Below are 18,389 nucleotides of genomic sequence, written 5' to 3'. Positions count from 1 at the left end.
TAGCATGAGTAGTTTTACAGGCAAAGCCGAAACGGATGATAACCACCTACTGAAGTAGGTGGTTTAGGGCTGAAAATGAAAAAGGGAGACTGAGTCTCCCTTTTTATTGGACTAAGCTTAGCGTTGAGTCTCGCTTATAGCTTTGCAATAAATTACTTAAATGTCGACCAGATTGGTGCGTGATCTGAAGGCTTCTCGATACCACGAAGCTCATAGTCGATACCAGATTCAATACACTTTTCCGCTAGAGAAGGGGTTGCCAAAATGACATCAATTCGTAGGCCACGGTTATCATCAAAACCGCGAGAACGGTAGTCAAACCACGAAAATTGATCGTTCACCTCTGGGTATAGCTTACGGAAGGTGTCCACAAAGCCCCAGTCTAGTAAGGTTTTCAACCATTCGCGTTCTTCAGGTTGGAATGAACATTTACCTGTTTTTAGCCAACGTTTACGGTTTGGCTCGCCGATACCGATATCTGCATCAATAGGGCTGATGTTGATGTCACCCATAACAATCAATTGCTCGTCGTTATTGTGATGATCGTTTAGGTAGGTCATCAGATCTTTATAGAATTGGCGCTTGTATGGGAATTTGGTTTCGTGGCTGATGTTATCCCCTTGAGGGAAATAGCCGTTTAGCACAGTGACCTTTTCGCCGTTTTCATTTAAAAACGTTGCCATGATCATGCGCTTTTGATGTTCTTCGTTATCCGTTGGGAACCCTTTTTGTACGTGTAGAGGCTCTTGCTTACAAAGCATTGCTACGCCGTAATGTGCTTTTTGACCATGAAAATACACTTTGTAGCCCATGGCTTCGACAGCTTCAATCGGGAATGCTTCATCGTGAACTTTAATTTCCTGAAGACCAATCACATCAGGTTGGTGTTTGTCGATTAGCGCTTGGAGTTGGTGCAGTCGGGCACGTAGTCCATTGATGTTAAAGCTGATTACTTTCATTATTTATCCTTTTGGGGGCGTACTTTTTTATGAATAGTATCATTGTGTAAGAGCACTGAAAACGAGTCTCGGTGAAAGGAGTGAAACGCTCTGAGCTACTTTGCTTTTAATTTGTTTTCTAAGTCGTTTTGCACGATCTTTAAAGCGTTAAGCGCAACTTCTGGATCTATCTCATTGCTCTCAAGCAAATAGATTAAATCGACAGCCAGTTTGATCTCTTCAGGTGCGTCATCTAAAGGCGAGGTTGGTTGGTCAGCCATTATTGATGTTTTTCCCTATGTGTAATTTGGTTCTCTAGCTTAAGAAGTGCTGCTTCACAACGCGCTAAACGTTGCTCGGTTGCTAGTAATACTTTTTGAGCGTCGGCACGCATAAAACTCGGAGCGCTTTCGACAGCACGTTCTTTTTCTAACACCATCTCGCGCAAGCGTCTTGCCCACTCTTGGTGTTGAGCGAGCTCCTGATAAAGCACGTTGATAGGCTTACGGAAATGGCTGCTATGTTTGATTTCATTCTTACGAATTTTAGTGGTAGAAATCTCGCGTTGAATCGCACCGATTTGCGCCACTAACCGTTCAGTGAGGTACTCAGCACGCAAAGCGGTGAGCTTACCTTCATTTTGCTCACGCACAATCGCATCCAGCGTGGCTTTTGCTTCTTTTACGCAAGGAGTAAGTAAGCGAGAGCGGCAACCAAATAAACGCTCATCAAAAAGCGGAACATGATGTTCGCCTCTTTGACGGTCAAGAACAGCGGCTTGCTTCGCCATTTGTTCTAGATTTTCCTGGAGTTGAGAAATGTTCATGACAAACCTACAAACCATGCGTCATAAGCCAATTTAATGGCTAGTATGCTGACGACAGTAACAAATACAGGACGAATGAATTTAGAACCAAATCTAATAGCGGAGTGCGCGCCAACAAAAGCACCAGCCATTAAACATACTCCCATTGTTAAGCCTAGCACCCAGTTGATATGTCCGAGGAATGCAAAAGTGATCAAAGAGGTAAAGTTACTGGTAAAGTTCATTGCTTTTGCTAAGCCAGAGGCGAGCAAGATATTCAGCCGGTAGAGCGCCATTGAACTTACTGTCCAAAAAGCCCCAGTTCCAGGCCCTGCGAGTCCGTCGTAGAATCCGATTGATAAGCCTTGTATGTACTGTTTTTTATGAAGTTTGGGGCAAGGCTCGGGTATTGGACTTTGATGAGCAGAGTGGGGTGTTTTATGAAAAACGGTATACAACGCTGCCGCCAAAATAACAAGCGGCAATCCTTTTTCCAGCCAATCCGTACTAATCGCATCTACAAATAGCGTACCTAATGTCGCTCCGACGAGTGTTGCCACGAATGCGCGCCTCCAGCATTGAGGTTTGAATAGACGTTTTTTGTAGTACGTAAATGCTGCAGTAGAAGAAGCAAAGGTAGCGGCAAGTTTATTGGTGCCTAGTGCAATATGAGGCGGCAAGCCTAGCGAAAGTAGAGCAGGTACGGTAAGCATGCCACCACCACCGGCAACTGCATCAATAAATCCTGCGACAAAAGCGACAAGCGCCAACACCAACAGCATGGTTGGCTCAATCATTTCCATAAATGGTGATTCTTCTAATATTCTATTTTACGTTTAAATGGAGGTAGTGAGTCGATTAAGGCTTGTCCGTATCGCTTAGTGACTAGGCGTCGATCAAGAATCGTTACTCTACCAGAATCTCTCTCTTTACGCAGTAAGCGACCTACGCTCTGGATCAGCTTTTTGCTTGCGTCTGGTACAGTTATTTGCATAAACGGGTTTCCTCCTTTTTTCTCAATGTATTCGGAATGAGCCTGCTCAACAGGGGAGGTTGGAACGCCAAATGGAATTTTTGTAATCACCAAGTTTTCAAGTAATTCGCCAGGTAAGTCTAGCCCCTCAGAGAAACTGCCAGTACCAAATAAGACGCTGGTTTTATTTGATTCTATTAGCTTTTTATGTTTTTTTAGAATTTCTTGACGTGAGCTTTCACCTTGAACTTGCAACGCCCAGCCTTTTTTTATGAACTCCGAAGAGAGTGCCTTCGCGACTTGGTTCATCTGCCAATAGGATGAGAATAATACTAAGTTGGCTTTCTTGTCTTCCAAGTACTTAGGCAATATCTCGATAAGATATTCAGTAAATTGAGGCGCTGGTGGTTCATATTTCATCGCAGGGATGAGCAATTCTGCCTGGTTTTGGTAATCGAATGGTGACGCAAGCGCTAAAAACTGAGTGCCTGATTCTGGTTTTCCATCAATACCAACCTGATGGCAAAAGTAATGGAAAGAGTTTAATGCACGCATCGTTGCGGAAACCAAAATGGCGCCAATACATCTGCTCCAAATCTGTTGGTCGAGTTGCCATCCAATTTCAAGTGGCGAAACACTCACAATGAAATCACCCTCGCGATCGGGGTGGGTTTCTAACCAGCGAGCTAAAGGCGCACCTTTTTCACGAGTTGGTTCAGCCATTAAATGCCATACTTGCGCTAGGTTTTCTAACCTTTGAATGTAGAAACCGAGCTCTGCAAGCGCTGGTTCAGCCAACCTTGTCGCAAGCTCCCCGTCTTTTACTCTTTCCGCAATAAGGTCGGCAATTTTTGCCACACTCTGATTTGCTTTTTTACTGAACTGTTTTAGTTCTTTGGATTGGTTCTCTAGCCACTCCGGTAGTTCACCGTGTTCGAAGCGGTAGATACCCTCTTCAAATTGAGCTGGGTCGAACTGTTTGGGTAATTGAGTCAGTGCCGGTATCAAGTTCTGAACCGCGTCTTGAAGGTCGTTGCGAAATCGAGCTACGCGTTTCTCGTCTGCGAGTGATGAAAACTTACTAATCGACTGATTTAACTTCTCAAGCCATGCTGCCGCGCCTTTTAAACTCGCAGATGCTGAAGCATGGTCACGAGCGACGTGAGGTAAGTGATGTGCCTCGTCGAAGACGTATATTGTATTTTCTGGCTCAGGTAAAATCACGCCGCCACCTAAATCTGCGTCTGCCATGACGAGAGAGTGGTTAGCAATGATGACATCGTTTTTATCCAACTCTGAGCGCGCTTTTTGGAATGGGCAGCCGCGGTGGCCTGGTAAACTGTTATTGCAACTGTGTTTATCACTGACAATCAGTTGCCAAAGCTTATCGTCGATGGGTTTAGGCCAAGAATCACGGTCACCGTCCCATTTACCTTGCGCAAGAGAGCGATGCATTGTTTCTAACAGCTCTATATCTTTTTGCTTAGGTTTGGTTTCAAACATGGCTAACTGGCCACCATCAGCACCGCTAGCAGTGGCGAGCTTTTCTGCACAACAATAGCGTTGACGGCCTTTTGCCAAAATAAAAGAAAACTCTCGGTCGGTAATCCGACGAAAAAGAGGGAGGTCTTTATTTATGAGCTGCTCTTGCAGAGCGACGGTCGCTGTTGAGATAACCACTTTTCTATTGTTATGTACAGCCACGGGAATGGTCGCCATTAGATAGGAGAGCGATTTACCAATTCCAGTCCCTGCTTCTGCAACGAGTATTCGGTTAAATTTGTGATACTGACCGCACAGCGTTTTTGCAATCTCTGCAACAAGGTAGTTTTGTGCTCTTCTAGGCACAAAGTTATCAAGTTGATCTTGAAGGTTTTGATAGCTATTACGAATCGATTTTTGAATGTTACTGGTCAGCATACGGGCCTCAAATGCGTTGGAGGCGAATAGTAGCACACATCACTAGTTGTACAGTAGTTCACAAAACGGAATGCTTTTATAAGGAATGTAGATCTCCTTCACAAAAAAATATTGAACCTTATCTTAATGAAATTAATTTCATGATATGAAAAATATAAAACTCCAAATTGGTCTTATTTGTAGGTTTTTATTCTTTTTTTGTTTTTTTAAAATTTACTTATTGGATTAAAAAACCATTTGTTAATAATTTTGTAAATTACAAATAATAATGGGGATTGGTTAGATGTTCGTCGAATAAATAAAGGTAAGCCTATTAAGTTGTTGTTTTGTAATGGAATTTTGTTTTTTTTACATTGGTATTTAGAAAATTTGACAGCCAGAATAATCTTTTGCACTCTTAGCTCCAGATTTTGAGGAGGTGCTGTATAACGTTTTGTTAACGCTCTACCTCAAACATATAAAAAAAGGGAACCGGACAAGGATATCCCGAACTAAGAAAAGGCAGTGGATTAATTATGAAAAAAACTCTATTAGCACTAGCTGTAGTTGCGTCTGCAACTTCAGTGAACGCAGCTGAAGTATTCAAATCTGAAGAAGGTTCTGTAGATTTCTACGGTCAGCTACGTCCAACTCTTCTATTCACAGAAAAAACTGATCACACAGCAGAGCTAAACACTAGCTCTTCTCGTACTGGTGTGAACGCGGTTTACGTTGTTGACGAAAGCCTAAAAGTTCTGGGTGAAGTTGAAATCGGTGTTGCTCTAGGTGACAATTACGACGCAGGTGCTGATTCAAGCGAGCGTACAGATGACTCTGTATACGTACGTCGCCACATCATCGGTTTTGATATGGGTGATATGGGTACTCTTCGCTTCGGTAAAGAAGGTACTTGGGCTGATGACGTATACTTCGCAGATTACTCTTACTTCTTCGGTGGTAACGCAGCGGAAACTGCATACGGTCACGCTTGGAACAACGATTCTCAAATCAAATACGCTTACGAAAATGACGCATTCTGGCTAAAAGCTGGTTACGCGCTAGGCGAAAAAGATTCTAACGAAGAAGTACTAGAAGTATTCGTTGGTAAATCTTTCAACGACCTATCTCTACACGCTGGTGTACTTACTGCGAACAACGACATCAACGTAACTAAAGAGAAAAAACTAGTTCTTAATGGTGTAGAGCAAACAGTTTCTCACACAGAGCGTACTGATAACGAAAACCTATCTTTTGAAGTAACTGCTGAGTACGCACTAAACGAGCACACTCTAGGTGCTACGTACTACTACAACGAAAACGAAGATAAGCTAGGTAAATCAACAGTTGATTCACACTACATCGTTGTAGCTGGTATGTTCGCTGTTGCTCCTAAAACAACTCTATACTCTGGTTACGAGTACCTAGCTCAGTCTACTGATGAAGCAGGTAAAGTAGACGCAGACTCTTCTTGGTTCTACGCTGGTGTTGAATACAAGTTCTCTAAATGGGCACGTGTATTCGCAGAAGCGGGTTACACTTTCGAAGGTACTGACTTCGACAACAAAGACACAGACGACGCAACTAACTTCGGTGTTGGTGCTCGTTTCTACTGGTAATCAATACCCAGTTTGATATTGTAAGACCCAGCTATATGCTGGGTCTTTTACTATGAAGATAAGGATGAAAAATTCTATGCAGTTATCATTAAAAGTGGCAATGGCGTTGTCTATTCTTGCCAGTACAAACCTTTATGCTGCAACGACTTTAGTGGTTCCAGAAGACGTGAAGTTATTGGCCGTCAACATGGAGAAGCCAAAACTTGAGGGGGGACTTTTCTCTAGTGAGAAGACAATTGAGATCCCTGACGGAACTAACCAAATTGTCTTCAAATATCAACCTGCTTTTGAAACAAACGAAAACCTTAAGACGGTTTACAGTGATGTAATCGTTGCTAAATTTGATGCTGAAAACGAAAAGCTAACGTTTGAGCTGCCAGAGTTTAAAACTCTTCGCCAAGCGCAAAACAACATCTCGCCTCTAGATTGGCAATTACTGGATACCAAAGGCCAACCTATTGCTTTGGTCGAAGATGTATTAGAGTCAGATGGTGTTCAAATTGGTCGTAATTACCCTCAAGAATCTCGTAACTACAACATTGCTGGCGGTATCGCGAGTGTTGCCGTTAGTTATGTAACTGTGAATCAGCATCAACAATCAGTAAGTGATATCGAGCCTCGAGTTGAGAGTAGTGATACCCGTTCAACAGCCGCATCAAACGACAGCCCAATGGTTGATGTATTAAAGACGATGTACCAGAAAGCGTCTCCGGCGGAAAAAGAGGCCTTTAAAAACTGGCTTGCTGAGCAGTAATCCCTTAGTTCATTAGGTAGGGCTTAACTGAAAAAGTACGAATCTAAAAAGCAGGCTTTAAGCCTGCTTTTATCTTTTCTGCTTATTAGAGAGAGATTTCTCTCCATTCACCAGGCATTAGGTCGTTAAGGACGATATCACCCATCGAATGACGAATGAGGCGCAAAGTAGGGAAGCCAATGTGCGCAGTCATGCGACGCACCTGACGATTTCTTCCTTCAATAATGGTAATGGCTAACCAAGTGGTAGGGATATTTGCGCGAAAACGGACCGGAGGCGTTCTGTCCCAGACTTGTGGTTCTGGAATAACTTCAACTTCGGCTGGTAGAGTCATACCATCTTTTAGCTCTACTCCCTTTCTCAATTTTTCAAGATCTTGCTCCTGAGGAGCGCCATCAACTTGAACCCAATAAGTCTTCGGCGATTTTGACTTTGGCTGCGTTAGCTTCGCCTGCAAGATGCCATCGTTAGTGAGTACCATCAAACCTTCGCTGTCTCGGTCCAATCGGCCAGCCGCATAGACATTTTTGATTGGGATATAGTCCGCTAACGTTTTGCGACCATCGCCATCGGTAAATTGACTGAGCGTATCGTAAGGCTTATTGAAAATAATGACTTTACGATCTTTAGGGGCCACTTTTGGCTTTTGGCTTTTTGTTGGGCGATTAGGGCGGCGGTCTTGCTGAGTACGAGTCTTCGAGCCATTGCGAGCTCCTGAGTGTTTAAAATGGCCCGTTTTAGACTGGTTACGACTGCGACCTTTTTCCTGACCTGTACGAGATGACATGTTAACTACCCTGCAAAAATGTAAATGAACTGTGTTTGAAAGTTTTAAGTTTTCTCATGATCGGATATGATTTGCGCGCCTAAAACTAACAAACGCGCACAGAATGATAGACTAATTCGTGTTATTTGTTTAATTATATCAGTGCACTCATGGATTCAGAGCTTAGAGCTTCAAACTACAACAAAGAGTGCGAACCGCATGTGGCGTTAGTGAGGAGACATGTACTGCTAACGTGCAGCAATGCGTCAATTAAACCAACTCAGACGCTGAGTTGATCAGCCAACAAGTTGATTAAAAAATAGGGAAATTTCATGCCTACAGAAAAACCTACAATTATCTACACCATCACTGATGAAGCGCCGGCGCTAGCAACTTATTCATTACTACCAATCATTCAATCATTCACAGCATCGTCTGGCATCAATGTAGATACTCGTGATATTTCACTAGCAGGTCGAATTATCGCTAACTTCCCAGAGCATCTAAAAGAAGAACAGCGCATTGGCGATGCGTTGACTGAGCTTGGTGAACTAGCTCAAACTCCAGAAGCAAATATCATCAAGCTACCTAACATTTCAGCTTCAGTTCCTCAGCTTAAAGCGGCGATTAAAGAGCTTCAGGCGAAAGGTTACGATTTACCAAACTACCCAGAAGAGCCGAGCACGTACGAAGAGAAAGCGATTAAAGCGGCTTACGACAAAATCAAAGGTAGTGCGGTTAACCCAGTACTTCGTGAAGGTAACTCAGACCGTCGTGCTCCGACTTCGGTTAAGAACTACGCGAAGAAAAACCCACACTCAATGGGTGCATGGTCAGCAGAATCTAAGTCTCATGTTGCGAGCATGTCAGACAATGACTTCTTTGGTAGCGAAAAGTCTACAACTATCTCTGGTGCAACAGAGGTCAAAATCGAGTTTGTCGGTAATGATGGTACAGTTAAAGAGCTTAAGTCTGCGTTCCCATTACTAGATAAAGAAGTCATTGATACTTCAGTAATGAAGAAGAAGGCGTTGGTTGAATTTTTCGAGAAAGAGATTGCTGAAGCGAAAGCACAAGACGTGCTGCTGTCTCTTCATATGAAAGCGACGATGATGAAAGTTTCTGACCCTGTCATTTTCGGCCATGCCGTAAAAGTTTACTACAAAGACGTTTTCGATAAGTACGGTAAGCTGTTTGAAGAGCTAGGCGTTGATGTAAACAATGGCATCGGTGATGTTTACTCAAAAATTGAGTCTCTACCTGAAGCGCAAAAAGCAGAAATTGAAGCGGCCATTCAAGCGGTTTACCAAACTCAACCAGAACTTGCGATGGTTGACTCTGATCGTGGTATCACAAACTTACATGTACCAAGTGACATTATTGTAGATGCTTCTATGCCAGCAATGCTTCGCTCTTCGGGTCAAATGTGGGGACCAGATGGTAAACAAAAAGACACCAAAGCGATGATTCCAGATCGTAGCTACGCAGGTATTTACCAAGCGGTTATTGATTTCTGTAAAGAGCACGGCGCATTTGATCCAACCACTATGGGTAGCGTACCTAACGTTGGTCTAATGGCTCAGAAAGCTGAAGAGTATGGTTCTCACGACAAGACATTCATTCTAGACGCTGCGGGTACTGTTCGCGTTGTTGATGCTTCAGGTAACGTACTGTTAGAGCAAGCGGTTGAAGAAGGTGATATCTTCCGTATGTGTCAGGTTAAAGACGCACCAATCCAAGATTGGGTTAAACTAGCAGTGACTCGCGCACGTGCAACAGGTGTTCCAGCTGTATTCTGGCTAGATGAAAACCGCGCGCACGATGCTGAGCTCATCAAGAAAGTAAACGCCTACCTACCAGATCACGATACTGACGGTCTAGAGATTAAGATCCTATCTCCTGTTGAAGCTTGTAAGTACTCACTAGAGCGTATGAAAGCGGGCCTAGATACTATCTCTGTTACAGGTAATGTTCTTCGTGACTACCTAACAGACTTGTTCCCAATTCTAGAGTTAGGTACGTCTGCTAAGATGCTATCTATTGTTCCATTGATGAATGGTGGTGGTCTATTTGAAACAGGCGCTGGTGGTTCTGCTCCTAAGCACGTTCAACAAGTAGAAAAAGAGAATCACCTTCGTTGGGATTCTTTGGGCGAGTTCCTAGCGCTTGCAGCTTCGTTAGAGCATTTAAGTGTAGCGACAAACAATCCTAAGGCTCAGGTTCTCGCAGATACACTAGATAAAGCGACCGGTGAGTTTTTAGACACCAACAAATCTCCGTCACGCAAAGTGGGTGAGCTAGATAACCGTGGAAGCCACTTCTATCTTGCACTTTACTGGGCGAAAGCGCTTTCAGAGCAAACGGGTGATGCGGATCTTGCTGCTGAATTTGCACCAATTGCAAAAGCGCTGTCAGAGCAGGAAGAAACGATCGTTGCTGAGCTAAATAATGCGCAAGGCGTGAAAGGTGAGCTAGGAGGCTACTACTTACTAGACGATGCATTGGTTTCTAAATTGATGCGTCCAAGCGAAACCTTTAACGCAATCATTAACAAGTAAGTTAGTGTAAAAACACGTCGTTTTCGGCGTGTTTCCTATCCTGTAAGTGCGTTGTAAGTGTTCCTTTTGTAACACGTGCTCTAAATAGTAAGAAACCCGCTATCTTGGCGGGTTTATTTTTCTCTTCAAAACATCAACGTGGCGTTTCGAGAGCAATATTTTTATATTTCGACGGCGCTCTAATTATTTGGCTTGGCCTTCAAGAGGCACGACGCTACTCGCGTGACAGCCTTTGGGACCTTTTTCAATCTCGTAAGAGACTTGTTGGCCTGCTTTCAGTGTACGATAACCGTCCATCTGGATAGTTGAGTAGTGGGCAAAGATATCTCCCTCTTCTTCATCTGAACAAATAAACCCAAATCCTTTGGCATTGTTAAACCACTTTACTGTACCTGTAGCCATGCTTTACATCCCTCATGCATTTTTTACTGATGTTGTTACTGCAACCAAGTTATACCTTTAACTTGGTACTACCATTGTCAGCGAATGCCAACAAACGTCAAATCAATGATAAGTCACATTCATCAAACCACTTAAAGAAGAGAAGTTTCAAAATGATGATTTATGCATCGACACTTTCCACTGTAGTCAATGAATTTCGACAGTCAATAGCAGTGAGCAACAAACAGAAACATAATTGAAAACAAATCACTTTTGAGATTAACAAATTTGCAAACAGTTTTTCGTATATACGCAGAAGTTTAGTCAATTTGCCTATGAAGTGGCTCATACTGAAAAAGCCATACTGTCCGTGTTGCTTATGGGAGAAGAATCCTCTAACTGAATAAAAAATGAAGTTTTCGTGATAATTACCGTATTCTCAATGAGGAAGTGTGATCCAGATAGAAGATGATGGGGTGGTTTGCAATAGTCCGAAAGCAATAAATAGAAAGTTCTTTTATAAGAAAAAATGTGTAACTTATCGACAAGCATCTTTTATTTGCGCCGTATCAAGACGTGCATTAGTCTCTATATTAGGTAGCAACTTTTATCGATCAAAGATCGAATTCGGTGCCATAACTCACTACACCGCGCTGCACGCTTGTGGTAGATTGTTTTTATAGGTCGAAAACATCAACCCTTTGATACGATATCTTTAGATTGCCATGAGTAAAAATTTTGAATGGGTCACTCCGGACTCTGATCTTCTGGAGCGAGAAAGTACGAAAGTCCAGCCACCTAAGCTGTACAATGTCGTACTCAATAATGATGACTATACACCTATGGATTTCGTCATAGAGGTGCTTGAGCGATTTTTCTCACATGATATTGATAAAGCAACTCAAATCATGCTTCAGGTCCACTATGAAGGAAAGGCAATCTGCGGCACATACAGCGCAGAAATTGCCGAAACAAAAGTAGCGCAAGTTACGATGTACGCAAGGGAAAATGAACATCCGCTACTTTGCACTATGGAGCAAGCGTAAACAAAGAAGACTTGCTCGAACAACCCCAGTTGTTTTTTCGGGAGGTACTTATGCTAAATAAAGAACTAGAGTCAAGCCTTAACGGTGCATTTGCTCGGGCGCGAGATAAACGCCACGAGTTTATGACTGTCGAACACCTCCTACTTGCATTGTTGGAAAATGATGCAGCTAAGGAAGCCCTTCTAGCTTGTAAGGCGGATCTTGACGCTTTACGCAACGAACTCGATATTTTCATCGATCAAACTACGCCTCTTATCCCAGATAGTGATGAGACGCGTGAAACGCAGCCGACTTTGAGTTTTCAACGTGTACTACAACGCGCCGTCTTTCATGTACAGTCGTCTGGTCGTAATGAAGTAACAGGCGCCAACGTGCTTGTTGCTATCTTCAGTGAACAAGAGTCGCATGCCGCTTACTTACTGAAGAAAAATGACATCTCCCGATTAGATATTGTTAACTTCATCTCCCACGGTATTACTAAAGCATCAGGTGCAGGTGAGGATTCATCATCAGACTCGTTTAGCTCAGAAAGTGTTGAAGAGCCTAATTCTGAAGAACGCCTAGAAAGCTTTGCGACGAATCTTAATCAAGTCGCTAAAGATGGAAACATCGACCCACTCATTGGACGTGATAAAGAGTTAGAGCGCACTATTCAGGTACTTTGTCGACGCCGCAAGAATAATCCACTACTAGTGGGTGAGGCAGGGGTTGGTAAAACAGCCATTGCGGAAGGTCTTGCATGGCGAATTGTCGAAGGGCAGGTCCCTGAGGTTATTCAAAACAGCGTGATTTATTCACTAGATATTGGTTCTTTGCTCGCTGGTACCAAATATCGCGGTGATTTTGAAAAGCGCTTCAAGGCGATTTTGAAACAACTTGAAAAAGAAGAAGATGCCATTTTGTTCATCGATGAAATACATACCATCATCGGTGCAGGCGCGGCATCTGGTGGTCAAGTCGATGCAGCAAATCTTATTAAGCCTCTTTTAAGTAGCGGTAAGTTGCGTTGTATTGGTTCGACGACATACCAAGAATACAGCAACATTTTCGAGAAAGAGCGTGCGTTGTCTCGCCGCTTCCAAAAGATAGACGTTGTAGAGCCCTCATTGGATGATACAACTAAAATCTTGATGGGCTTGAAGCCGAAGTACGAAGCTCACCATGAAGTACGTTATACCAATAAAGCACTGCGTGCCGCGGTAGAATTGTCGGCTAAATACATTAATGAACGCCATCTACCAGATAAGGCTATTGATGTCATTGATGAAGCTGGTGCTCGTAGTCGTCTTGCTCCTGCAAGCCGTCGTAAAAAAACGGTCGGAGTGGCTGATATCGAATCAATGGTTGCCAAAATGGCGCGAATTCCAGAGAAGTCGGTTTCTTCTTCAGATAAAGACATTTTGAAAAACTTAGATAGCAAAATGAAGATGTTGGTATTCGGTCAAGATAATGCGATTGATGCATTGTCCGAGGCGATCAAGCTGACACGTGCAGGTTTAGGTGTAGACAACAAACCTGTTGGTTCATTCTTGTTTGCAGGCCCAACAGGGGTTGGTAAAACAGAGGTGACGGTGCAGTTATCTAAGCTTCTAGGTATCGAACTACTTCGTTTTGATATGTCTGAGTATGGTGAGCGTCACTCCGTAAGTCGCTTAATTGGTGCGCCTCCTGGTTATGTCGGTTATGACCAAGGTGGTTTGCTAACCGATGCTGTTATTAAGCACCCACATTCAGTCGTATTACTTGATGAGATTGAAAAAGCGCACCCTGATATCTTTAACCTGTTGTTGCAAGTCATGGATAACGGTACGCTAACGGACAACAATGGTCGCAAAGCAGACTTCCGTAATGTCATTCTTGTTATGACAACTAACGCAGGTGTGGCGGAAACCGAGAAGAAATCAATTGGTTTGATTCAACAAGACAACAGTCACGATGCAATGGCGGAAATTAAGAAGGTGTTTACTCCTGAGTTCCGTAACCGTCTTGATAACATCATCTGGTTTAACAGCCTTGATGAAAGCGTTATCCATCAAGTGGTTGATAAGTTCATTGTTGAACTGCAAGTGCAACTTGATGCGAGAGGCGTTTCAATGGAAGTATCGCAAGACGCTCGCCATTGGTTAGCACATAAAGGTTATGACAAAGCTATGGGGGCTCGCCCAATGGGGCGTGTTATCCAAGAACAGCTTAAGAAGCCTTTGGCTAACGAACTGTTGTTTGGATCTTTAGTTGACGGCGGTACAGTGAAGGTAACGCTGGTCAACGATACGCTTGAGTTTGAATACTTAAGTGAGAAAGAGACAGCGATGCATTAATCGTTAGTCGGTAACAAACGCAAAAGCGCACGAGAAGATCGTGCGCTTTTTTATCTGAACTAAATCGGAAAAAATTATGCAATAAAAAACGGAGCAGCTTGCTCCGTTTTTTATTGCATCCGAAAATCAGAGATTAACGAGCGCGGAAGACGATGCGGCCTTTTGACAGGTCGTATGGAGTCATCTCTACAGTTACTTTGTCACCCGTTAGGATACGGATGTAGTTCTTACGCATCTTGCCAGAGATGTGAGCAGTCACAACGTGACCGTTTTCAAGTTCAACACGGAACATAGTGTTTGGTAGAGTGTCAAGGACTGTGCCTTGCATCTCGATTACGTCTTCTTTAGCCATTTAATCCTCTTTAGAAATTAGGCAATATTAGCGGGCTATATTCTGCCGCTAAATAGTAATTATGTAAAGTTGAGGCGTATTCTACCCTCGCCAACGCTGATTTACTAGCCTTTGGTGGCGTTGAAAGCGTGTTTTGTAGCTCATTGCTGGGCACTCATCAATCTGATATCCCAAATATAGCCACTGTTGTTTGTTTTCTTGGCAGTATTTAATTTGATAAAGCACCGCTAACGTGCCAAGAGATAACTCGTAGTCAGGGTCAAAGAAAGTATAAAAAGCACTCGAGCATTGTGGCATCAAATCTGTCACTGCAATGGCGAGCAATTGATCTGATTCATCGTAAATGTGTAAAAACGACGTTGTCAGCCAGCTGGTTTGAGCAAATCGAGCAAACTCATCACGCTTTGGTGGGTACATAGTGCCGTTTTTATGCCGTTTGCCGATGTACCGACTGTAAAGCTCAAACCATTCCTCATCCATTTCAGGTTTCATTTCCCAGCGTAAAGACTGTGCTTTATTAAGCAGCCTCTTCTGACTTTTTGATAGTCTAACGTCTGGAATCGAGACTCGAATTGGCTGGCAAGCGGTGCAATGCTCGCAATGCGGTTTATATATGGTATCTCCGCTACGACGAAAACCGTTAGCCATGAGCAACTGGTAATTTTCTTCAGTATGCAGCCTTTCATCAAGCGCCACCGCAACCCGCTCTTGCCGTTCAGGCAAATAACTACAAGGGTGATTATTCGTCAACCCTATTCGAATATGTTGTATATCCGTACTCATACTGAATCCTGCAAAACTTGGGGCTGATAGGCATCAAATAGTGTTTGCTTTTCTCTTAAAGATAGTAGTTTTTGCATAAATTCGTCACGCTCAAGTTCAAATGCGCCAAGTGATGCCAAGTGAGAATTCATAACTTGGCAATCGATTAATTGACCTTGCTTTGACGCCAAATGGTTGCATAAGTACCACAATGCAATTTTGGATGCGTTATCTTTTAGACTAAACATCGACTCTCCGCAAAAAAGTTGGCCCACGCAGATGCCATATAGTCCGCCAATCAGGTTGGTGTCATGCCATACTTCTACAGAGTGACAGTGACCAAGTTTGGCTAACTCAATGTAGGAAGTTTGCATTTCCTCGTTGAGCCATGTTTCCTCTGCAGGGCGTGTTGAAGAACATAGTCTAATCACTTCTTCTGTCGCGAAATTGAGTGTTACTTTATAGTTATGTTTACGCTGAAATTTTTTGAGACTTTTAGATGGCTTAAACTGCAATGGGTCAAACACAGCGCGCGGAGAAGGGCTCCACCATAAAATAGGTTCACCAGGACCATACCAAGGGAAAATGCCTTGATAGTAACCATTGAGGATTCTCATGGGGTTTAAGTCACCACCAAAAGCCAGCAAACCATTGGGGTCGCTGAGTGCTTTATAGGGTGAGGGAAAGTTGAACGTTTCATCGAGTTCAGTTAAATAAATAGCCATAAGAAGTCGTTACCAACATTGGAGTCAGAGGAGTTTATGATGACCTGGTTAAGAAATATCGTAAAAGTATGGCTTGGGATCATACTGTTTTTACCACTTGCCGCCAACGCAGCCTATGAAAGAAATGTTGCCAAGCCAGTTAATGAAGTAGTTTACGGGAAGATTGACTCTGTCCGTTATATTACTCAACAAGAGGTTGTTCAATCGAAAAGTAACGGTTGGAAGACACTACTTGGTGCCACTATCGGTGGTTTAGTCGGTAATCAATTTGGTGGCGGTACGGGAAGAGAAGTCGCGACGGCAGTGGGTGCGCTTGCAGGTGCCGCAGTTGCTCAAAACCAAAGTAATTACCAATACACGGTTGAATATAAGTTAGTTGAGCTACTCATCAAAGTGAAGGGTGATAAGCTAATTAATGTCATCCAAGATGTTGATAAAAATATGTTATTTAGTCGAGGGGATGAAGTTCGTATTTTATATTTTGATGATGGAGTCAGGGTTGATATCACTTATTAACCCTAGGTTGTTTTAGCCTAACGAAGCCTAATCAGGCATGTACAGTCGGGCTAGCTTATCGTCAAATAAAGTCGAAATAGTTTGCTGTTTCGCCGTGCTTCTTTCGCTCTGATTTACATCGCTGGCAATGCCTTTAATTCTGTATCTTTAGGCTGCTTGAGGATATTCATAAATTAGCACCGATTTACTCTGGTTTTGTCGTGTTTTTTTGGGTAGTCTGAATTCACGAAGAATTGTTTAGCCCTCATAAAAAATCGTATGTTGAGGGCACAAAGGATTATCAACTTTTAATGGAAAGCCTAACGTTACAACCTATCAATAAAATTCAAGGGGAAGTGAACCTTCCTGGCTCTAAAAGCGTTTCTAATCGAGCTCTTTTACTTGCTGCTCTTGCTAAAGGCAGAACTCGCCTTACTAATCTCCTCGACAGTGATGATATTCGTCATATGCTGAATGCGCTGACTAAACTAGGCGTTCAATACCAACTTTCCGAAGATAAAACAGAATGTCTCGTTGAAGGCCTTGGGCGTCCGTTTTCTGTCTCAGAACCAGTAGAATTATTTCTCGGCAATGCTGGCACTGCGATGCGACCATTAGCTGCGGCTCTTTGTCTTGGAGAAGGGGAGTATGTACTGACGGGCGAACCTCGTATGAAAGAGCGTCCAATTGGCCACCTTGTCACGGCACTGAAAGATGCTGGTGCGAACGTTGAGTACATGGAAAACGAGAACTTTCCACCTCTCAAAATAATTGGTACTGGCCTAAAAGCAGGTACAGTTTCTATCGATGGGTCCATTTCAAGTCAGTTCTTGACCGCTTTCTTAATGTCTGCGCCATTGGCTGAAGGTGAAATTCGCATCAACATCGAAGGCGATTTGGTTTCTAAGCCTTATATCGATATCACCCTGCATATTATGAAGCAGTTTGGGGTCGATGTGATCAACAACGACTATCAAGAGTTTGTGATTCCAGCCGGTCAGCAATACATCGCTCCAGGTGATTTCTTGGTTGAAGGTGACGCGTCTTCTGCTTCTTACTTCTTGGCGGCGGCAGCCATCAAAGGTGGAGAAGTTAAAGTAACGGGTATCGGTAAAAACAGCATTCAAGGTGATATTCAATTTGCTGATGCGCTTGAAAAAATGGGTGCAGAAATTGAATGGGGTGATGACTACGTAATTTCACGTGTTGGTCAATTAAAAGGCATTGATATGGATTACAACCATATCCCTGATGCTGCAATGACCATCGCGACAACAGCGTTATTTGCCGAAGGCACTACCGCTATTCGTAACGTTTATAACTGGCGTGTAAAAGAAACAGACCGTTTGTCAGCTATGGCGACTGAGTTACGTAAAGTTGGTGCGGAAGTGGAAGAAGGGGAAGACTACATCATCGTCAAACCTGTTTCTCAGTTAAAGCATGCAGCGATTGATACTTACGATGATCATCGTATGGCGATGTGTTTTTCGCTGGTGGCACTTAGTGATACGCCTGTGACGATTAACGATCCAAAGTGTACGTCGAAAACGTTCCCTGACTACTTCGACAAACTTAAGGCTTTAAGTTGCTAAATATTCTGACCTAAAACAGGAAAGCCAGAGTGAATAACACTCTGGCTTTTTTGTTTCCCAATACTATTTAACCAGCGTAAATTCCTTAGAAAGGTGATGCGCTAAGTATTTGAACATATTGAATACTGCAGTCGTATTTGAAGTTGGTAAACCTTTGTCATCAAGGAAGTATTCACCTTTAAAAACTAAAACACCTTCTTTTTCTTCTACGCTTGTTGCTCGCATCCCCTCGATGTAATCATCGTGCTCTTGGATGATTTGGTTAGCGATCAAAAGAAGGTCGAACTCTTCGATAAACGTTCTATCAGACATATTCTTTCTACCATCCTATTCAGTTAAGAACGCTGAGTATACCTACAACTAAAATGGGTTTGCATGATTAATTCAGTCAATCGTTCAGTAAGACTAA

Annotated in this window: 18 protein-coding genes; 7 read left to right on the top strand and 11 right to left on the bottom strand. The window is 43.0% G+C overall.

Annotation, left to right across the window (positions count from 1 at the left end; genetic code table 11):
* Positions 1 to 152 precede the first annotated feature (152 nt).
* From xthA to dinG, 5 genes are all read right to left on the bottom strand, one after another.
* Complete coding sequence (gene xthA / locus R7P64_RS20640) at positions 153 to 959, bottom strand: exodeoxyribonuclease III (protein ID WP_005378433.1); 807 nt, start codon at positions 957 to 959, stop codon at positions 153 to 155.
* 95 nt (positions 960 to 1,054) lie between these two features.
* Positions 1,055 to 1,219: a pleiotropic regulatory protein RsmS gene (rsmS, locus tag R7P64_RS20635; RefSeq protein WP_005378432.1), complete on the bottom strand. Its 165-nt coding sequence runs from the start codon at positions 1,217 to 1,219 to the stop codon at positions 1,055 to 1,057.
* Positions 1,219 to 1,764 (bottom strand): primosomal replication protein, encoded by a 546-nt coding sequence (locus R7P64_RS20630; RefSeq protein WP_005378431.1) that lies wholly within the window; start codon positions 1,762 to 1,764, stop codon positions 1,219 to 1,221. Before R7P64_RS20630 ends, rsmS begins: the two co-directional genes overlap by 1 nt.
* Complete coding sequence (locus R7P64_RS20625) at positions 1,761 to 2,546, bottom strand: sulfite exporter TauE/SafE family protein (protein WP_138940022.1); 786 nt, start codon at positions 2,544 to 2,546, stop codon at positions 1,761 to 1,763. The genes R7P64_RS20630 and R7P64_RS20625 overlap by 4 nt, the downstream gene beginning before the upstream one ends.
* Positions 2,547 to 2,560: 14 nt before the next feature.
* On the bottom strand, positions 2,561 to 4,636 hold the full coding sequence (gene dinG, locus R7P64_RS20620) for an ATP-dependent DNA helicase DinG (RefSeq protein ID WP_318123916.1): 2,076 nt from the start codon (positions 4,634 to 4,636) through the stop codon (positions 2,561 to 2,563).
* A 515-nt stretch (positions 4,637 to 5,151) separates the two neighbouring features.
* Here dinG and R7P64_RS20615 point away from each other — a divergent pair.
* Positions 5,152 to 6,231, top strand: coding sequence for a porin (locus tag R7P64_RS20615; RefSeq protein WP_005378424.1), 1,080 nt, complete (start codon positions 5,152 to 5,154; stop codon positions 6,229 to 6,231).
* 76 nt (positions 6,232 to 6,307) lie between these two features.
* Positions 6,308 to 6,985 carry a DUF2057 family protein gene (locus R7P64_RS20610; RefSeq protein ID WP_213893678.1) on the top strand — a complete coding sequence of 226 codons (678 nt, stop codon included), beginning with the start codon at positions 6,308 to 6,310 and terminating at the stop codon, positions 6,983 to 6,985.
* 85 nt (positions 6,986 to 7,070) lie between these two features.
* Here R7P64_RS20610 and R7P64_RS20605 read toward each other — a convergent pair whose 3' ends face one another.
* Entirely contained in the window at positions 7,071 to 7,772 is a 702-nt protein-coding gene (locus R7P64_RS20605; RefSeq protein ID WP_005387874.1) for a pseudouridine synthase, read from the bottom strand.
* A 311-nt stretch (positions 7,773 to 8,083) separates the two neighbouring features.
* On the opposite strand from R7P64_RS20605, the gene R7P64_RS20600 reads away from it, so the two are divergent.
* Positions 8,084 to 10,309, top strand: coding sequence for an NADP-dependent isocitrate dehydrogenase (locus tag R7P64_RS20600; protein WP_053349440.1), 2,226 nt, complete (start codon positions 8,084 to 8,086; stop codon positions 10,307 to 10,309).
* A gap of 183 nt (positions 10,310 to 10,492) precedes the next feature.
* Here the strand turns inward: R7P64_RS20600 and cspD are convergent, their stop codons facing one another.
* Positions 10,493 to 10,711 carry a cold shock domain-containing protein CspD gene (gene cspD / locus R7P64_RS20595; RefSeq protein WP_005378407.1) on the bottom strand — a complete coding sequence of 73 codons (219 nt, stop codon included), beginning with the start codon at positions 10,709 to 10,711 and terminating at the stop codon, positions 10,493 to 10,495.
* 704 nt (positions 10,712 to 11,415) lie between these two features.
* Here cspD and clpS point away from each other — a divergent pair.
* A complete protein-coding gene (clpS, locus tag R7P64_RS20590) occupies positions 11,416 to 11,736 on the top strand; it encodes an ATP-dependent Clp protease adapter ClpS (RefSeq protein WP_005378419.1) in 321 nt (106 codons plus the stop codon).
* Between the two features lie 50 nt (positions 11,737 to 11,786).
* The gene (gene clpA, locus R7P64_RS20585) at positions 11,787 to 14,054 is read left to right on the top strand and encodes an ATP-dependent Clp protease ATP-binding subunit ClpA (protein WP_005387879.1); all 2,268 of its coding nucleotides are present in this window, start codon (positions 11,787 to 11,789) and stop codon (positions 14,052 to 14,054) included.
* A gap of 133 nt (positions 14,055 to 14,187) precedes the next feature.
* On the opposite strand, the gene infA is transcribed toward clpA, so the two are convergent.
* The 3 genes from infA to aat all read right to left on the bottom strand — a co-directional run bounded on the left by infA (position 14,188) and on the right by aat (position 15,893).
* Positions 14,188 to 14,406: a translation initiation factor IF-1 gene (gene infA / locus R7P64_RS20580; RefSeq protein WP_001040192.1), complete on the bottom strand. Its 219-nt coding sequence runs from the start codon at positions 14,404 to 14,406 to the stop codon at positions 14,188 to 14,190.
* Between the two features lie 81 nt (positions 14,407 to 14,487).
* A complete protein-coding gene (locus R7P64_RS20575) occupies positions 14,488 to 15,189 on the bottom strand; it encodes an arginyltransferase (protein ID WP_213973494.1) in 702 nt (233 codons plus the stop codon).
* Complete coding sequence (gene aat, locus R7P64_RS20570; RefSeq protein WP_065274302.1) at positions 15,186 to 15,893, bottom strand: leucyl/phenylalanyl-tRNA--protein transferase; 708 nt, start codon at positions 15,891 to 15,893, stop codon at positions 15,186 to 15,188. The genes R7P64_RS20575 and aat overlap by 4 nt, the downstream gene beginning before the upstream one ends.
* Positions 15,894 to 15,932: 39 nt before the next feature.
* Between aat and R7P64_RS20565 the strand changes: the two genes are divergently transcribed.
* Both R7P64_RS20565 and aroA read left to right on the top strand, forming a co-directional pair.
* Positions 15,933 to 16,409 carry a glycine zipper 2TM domain-containing protein gene (locus R7P64_RS20565; RefSeq protein ID WP_213973495.1) on the top strand — a complete coding sequence of 159 codons (477 nt, stop codon included), beginning with the start codon at positions 15,933 to 15,935 and terminating at the stop codon, positions 16,407 to 16,409.
* 290 nt (positions 16,410 to 16,699) lie between these two features.
* Complete coding sequence (gene aroA / locus R7P64_RS20560) at positions 16,700 to 17,980, top strand: 3-phosphoshikimate 1-carboxyvinyltransferase (RefSeq protein ID WP_005387883.1); 1,281 nt, start codon at positions 16,700 to 16,702, stop codon at positions 17,978 to 17,980.
* A gap of 63 nt (positions 17,981 to 18,043) precedes the next feature.
* On the opposite strand, the gene R7P64_RS20555 is transcribed toward aroA, so the two are convergent.
* Entirely contained in the window at positions 18,044 to 18,292 is a 249-nt protein-coding gene (locus tag R7P64_RS20555; protein ID WP_005387884.1) for a YciN family protein, read from the bottom strand.
* Between the last annotated feature and the right edge of the window lie 97 nt (positions 18,293 to 18,389).

It is taken from the genome of Vibrio sp. 2304 (assembly GCF_033339475.1).
Taxonomy (GTDB): domain Bacteria; phylum Pseudomonadota; class Gammaproteobacteria; order Enterobacterales; family Vibrionaceae; genus Vibrio; species Vibrio alginolyticus.
This window is presented reverse-complemented; position numbering and strand designations above follow the sequence as displayed.